Genomic DNA, 3,682 nt, shown 5'->3' on the forward strand with positions numbered 1-3,682 from the left:
ACCCCGGATCAATGCAGCGATTTCTGTCCGCCCACGATGCCATCTACAACCATTTCAATTCGTAACGTCATCTGATCTCCCGCCCAACTCTTCGTCAAACGCGCGCCTCTGCATATGCGGCGTGGAATGAAATCGTTTCTGTTTAATGTCAGGAACTTACCACCTTGGCGGTACACTTAAGTTAACGTGTCAACGCCTTGCGGAGACTGGTTCGCATTTGTCTGACACCACCCGATGGGCAGAAGTGTGATCCCTGTACGATCGCCAGAGACAATGGAACCGAACTGGCCAGCAATGCCATCCCGAAATGGCAGGAAGATCGAACGGTCGAGTGGCACTACATCGCACCCGGCAATCCAAATTGCGCGTGGTTTGATTGCTAAAATCGGCCTTTCGCTACGCTATGCACTAACACTCAAACTGGACCACCCAAGTGGGGCTGATCATTATCACAAGCCGGGAAATTCGATTGTTACTGCCGCATGATCGCTGGCGTGTGGCCTGTGCCGTCCCACCCCAGCAAGCCGGGGCCCGCGAAACCGCGATGCTTCGCCTCCCAGGCCCTTACGAACCACGACTGGTTCAGAATTCGGCCACCGCTTTGCAAGCTCCGGCGAAGCCAGAATTTTGTCCGGGCAATGGTAGAGACCCGAATGCGGGTCATGATAGGTCCAGCGGTCGCGAGCTGGTAGCCGCTTCATCAAATCGACCGCAAATCCCGTCTCCAGCGGCGCAATTGCACGCTGACGGCTGCCATCGGAGACATCCGGTTCATTGAGATCTCCCAGAATGAGCCAAAGTCCTTCTCCGGGTTTCTCGAAATAGCGTTCGACAAGGCGGCGGGTTGCGACCGCCTCCAGTCTGCGTGTGGTCCAGGCCGCGGCGGCGTCTGGGTAGGGTGACTTGAAGTGGCAAACAAAGAGCGTCAGCGGACCAATCGTGACCATAAGACAATCACGCCGGAAAACTGGCAGATCGGGATCGACGGCTCGGAGTGGGTCTATGCCCACGTCCGCCAATGTGAGCGCGGCGTGACTCCGGGTCGCATCCACGCTGCGACGGGAAAGCAGCGCAACATCAAGGCCGCGTCCATCGTTGCCCGGTATGCATATTCGTTCGCGATATGGAGGCGCTCCAGTCGGCAGCAGATAGTTACGGTGAAAGTGGTCGAGCGTTGCGAGATCGAACACCTCCTGCAGGGCAACGACATCCGCATCGATTTCGTTCAGTAGTTCTGCGGTCAGTCGGCGATCGATCATGTCCAAAGCGGAATCTTCGGGATCGTCGGAATCCCAAGCCCCTCGAAGCTGACAGCTGCCGCCGGTTTCCAGGAGCCTGAGGTTCTGAACATTCAAGGATGCTAAGCGCATGATGCCGAAAAGATTGCATATGCTGGGGCCATCAGGAAGATAGAAAAACAAGGGCGGTTCCCAGCGGGAATGATAGTTTCTTGAGTAAGGGCAACTTGAACGAGAAGCGAGTTGGCGCTTTGCTTTCCTGTTCCTGTAATTCGGCAATGAGAAGGATATGGGTCACATTTCGACGGCGTGCAGTCGCTAGTTATGGCGTTGACACGCCATCGCACATCAATTTTTTTGCCGAAATATCGAAGTGTTTTAAATTAGTATTACTATTTGTCAATGACTTACAAGATTTAACGTTTCATCGAGAAGACGCAATCTGCCGATTGCTGAGTTAATAGGCTTTGTCACGTTAACTCAGATGAGGCAAATAGGCCTGCACCATTCCAGATCACGTAGCCACAATTTCGAACAATTCAGTGAATGCTATTGCGCGAGTTTGATGGAGAGTTTGGCGAGAGATCAGATGACGTTGCAAATTGAAATGGTTGTAGATGGCATCGTGGACGGACAGAAAACGTTGCATCGATCCGGGCGACTTGAGCCGGCCCATGCGGCGTTCTCGTCGGCGCGTCGGCCTCCTCTCATGGTTTTGCAAACAAACCACTGCCGGGCAATGGATGTGAAGCCTCTGCCCGATTGTTCAATCGACCACCCGTGACATGAAGGTGCGCCAGGCCAAGTTCCCGAAGGGCCGGCGAATATGACCCCAGCTTGTCGGTGACAATCTCATCCGGAATGTAACCCTGCTTTTTCAGGAGTTTCCGCATAAATTTAAGGGCCGCGGGCTTGTTCCGGCGAGATTGCGCCAGGACCTCGAGAACATTGCCTTCATCGTCAACCGCGCGCCACAGATATGTCCGCTTGCCACCAATTCGGACAAAGACCTCGACAAGATGCCAGGTTCCCGAAGGTCGAACTCTGCGTGACCTGACGTTAGCGGCAATTGCCGGACCGAATTTCAAAACCCAGCCGAGGATCGTTTCATAGCTGACATTGATCCCGCGTTCGGCCAGCATTTCCTCGACGTCGCGAAAGCTCAGCGGAAAGCGAAAGTAGAGCCAGACGGCTCGTTGGATTATCGATGGCGGAAATCGGTGGCGTACGTAGGAAACTTTGCTCATTCAACGACAATTACTGATCGTTGAACCGATCGTCGAGTTAACGTGACAAAGCCGTTCGCAGAGTTCGCCGGATAATCGTGCCCGGCTGCTGCCCCCATGTCAATTCATGCTGGAATTTGCGACATTACCGGAACCCGACTTGCCTAGGAAGGCTGTGGCCTTTTCGGAACCAAAGTTTGGCCCTTTCGGAACCCAGAGGCGGTTTTAGGTCATTCATACCAATGCGTTACTGAAACCGTAACACTTCTCTGTAGCGAGCATTGTAAACACTAGGCAAATTTGGCCTAAACGATAGAATTGCACTCTAATACTTATTGGTACATACTGGTTATACTTAGAAAAAGGATTGTCGATATGCCCCGAAACACATCCGTAACCCTTGGATCGCACTTTTCAGATTTCATAGGTGAGCAAGTGCAAGCTGGCCGTTATGGGTCTGCCAGTGATGTTGTGCGGGCAGGGTTGAGGCTTCTCGAAGAACACGAAACCAAAGTGCGCGCTTTGCAGGATGCGTTGATTGCCGGGGAACAGTCAGGGACGCCGCACCCTTTCGACAGTGAGGCCTTTTTGAGCCGCATGCACGCGAAGCATGCGGCCAAACATGCAGAGTAAATCCTACGCGCTTTCGCCACTGGCTGAAATCGACCTTGAAAAAATCTGGTTCTACACGTTGCAGAACTGGTCACTTGCGCAGGCTGACAGCTACCACCGCGATGTGGTTGCGACGTCCGAGGGGTTGGCATCTGGCACCAAAAGAGGCTGAGACGTCGATGTGCGCCCCAACTATCTGAAATGCCCGGTCGGATCGCATATGGTTTATTTCCGCGACAGTTGCGACCAGATCGGGGTGATCCGTGTCCTGCACCAGCGGCAGGACGCAACTCTCAATCTCTGATTGGTTCACCAGACTGATCAATCATACCAGACCATGCAGCCTGTCCGACCAGCAGTGTTGCTCAAGTCCTCGCCACCCGCCGGATTGCAGTAGATGCGTGGGTACTGCCCAAACAGGCATTGTTAGAACAAATCTGCTTGAGGCGGGCAGGGGGGTTTCTTAGCCATTGTTCGTGACGAAAACAGGCCCTTTCAAGGGTTTTCACAGTAGCCCGGAGATCATCCGCCTGGCGGTCATGATGGACGTTCGCTTTCCCCTTTCGCTCCGCAATGTCGAGGACCTGCTGCACGAGCGCGCCGTCG

The 3,682-nt window shown here is 53.8% G+C and carries 4 protein-coding genes and 3 pseudogenes; 5 read left to right on the forward strand and 2 right to left on the reverse strand.

All coding sequences use genetic code 11. The features are described 5' to 3' along the window. A pseudogene (locus tag Q1B15_RS01570) lies at positions 1–146 on the forward strand (IS6 family transposase); the annotation flags it as partial. A 303-nt stretch (positions 147–449) separates the two neighbouring features. On the opposite strand, the gene Q1B15_RS01575 reads toward Q1B15_RS01570, so the two are convergent. Both Q1B15_RS01575 and Q1B15_RS01580 read right to left on the reverse strand, forming a co-directional pair. Beyond that, positions 450–1,421, reverse strand: a complete 972-nt coding sequence (locus tag Q1B15_RS01575) for an endonuclease/exonuclease/phosphatase family protein (RefSeq protein ID WP_299749126.1) — start codon at positions 1,419–1,421, stop codon at positions 450–452. Positions 1,422–1,752: 331 nt separating this feature from the next. Continuing rightward, positions 1,753–2,485: pseudogene (locus Q1B15_RS01580) on the reverse strand (IS6 family transposase). Positions 2,486–2,839: 354 nt separating this feature from the next. Between Q1B15_RS01580 and Q1B15_RS01585 the strand changes: the two are divergent. From Q1B15_RS01585 to Q1B15_RS01595, 4 genes and pseudogenes are all read left to right on the forward strand, one after another. Further along, on the forward strand, positions 2,840–3,097 hold the full coding sequence (locus tag Q1B15_RS01585; RefSeq protein WP_299749129.1) for a type II toxin-antitoxin system ParD family antitoxin: 258 nt from the start codon (positions 2,840–2,842) through the stop codon (positions 3,095–3,097). Next, the gene (locus Q1B15_RS01590) at positions 3,087–3,248 is read left to right on the forward strand and encodes a type II toxin-antitoxin system RelE/ParE family toxin (RefSeq protein ID WP_299749132.1); all 162 of its coding nucleotides are present in this window, start codon (positions 3,087–3,089) and stop codon (positions 3,246–3,248) included. Before Q1B15_RS01585 ends, Q1B15_RS01590 begins: the two co-directional genes overlap by 11 nt. Before the next feature lie 9 nt (positions 3,249–3,257). Then, positions 3,258–3,380: a type II toxin-antitoxin system RelE/ParE family toxin gene (locus Q1B15_RS23275; RefSeq protein ID WP_366141646.1), complete on the forward strand. Its 123-nt coding sequence runs from the start codon at positions 3,258–3,260 to the stop codon at positions 3,378–3,380. Between the two features lie 172 nt (positions 3,381–3,552). After that, positions 3,553–3,682: pseudogene (locus Q1B15_RS01595) on the forward strand (IS6 family transposase); the annotation flags it as partial.

This window comes from uncultured Boseongicola sp., from assembly GCF_937988555.1.
Classification (GTDB): domain Bacteria; phylum Pseudomonadota; class Alphaproteobacteria; order Rhodobacterales; family Rhodobacteraceae; genus Boseongicola.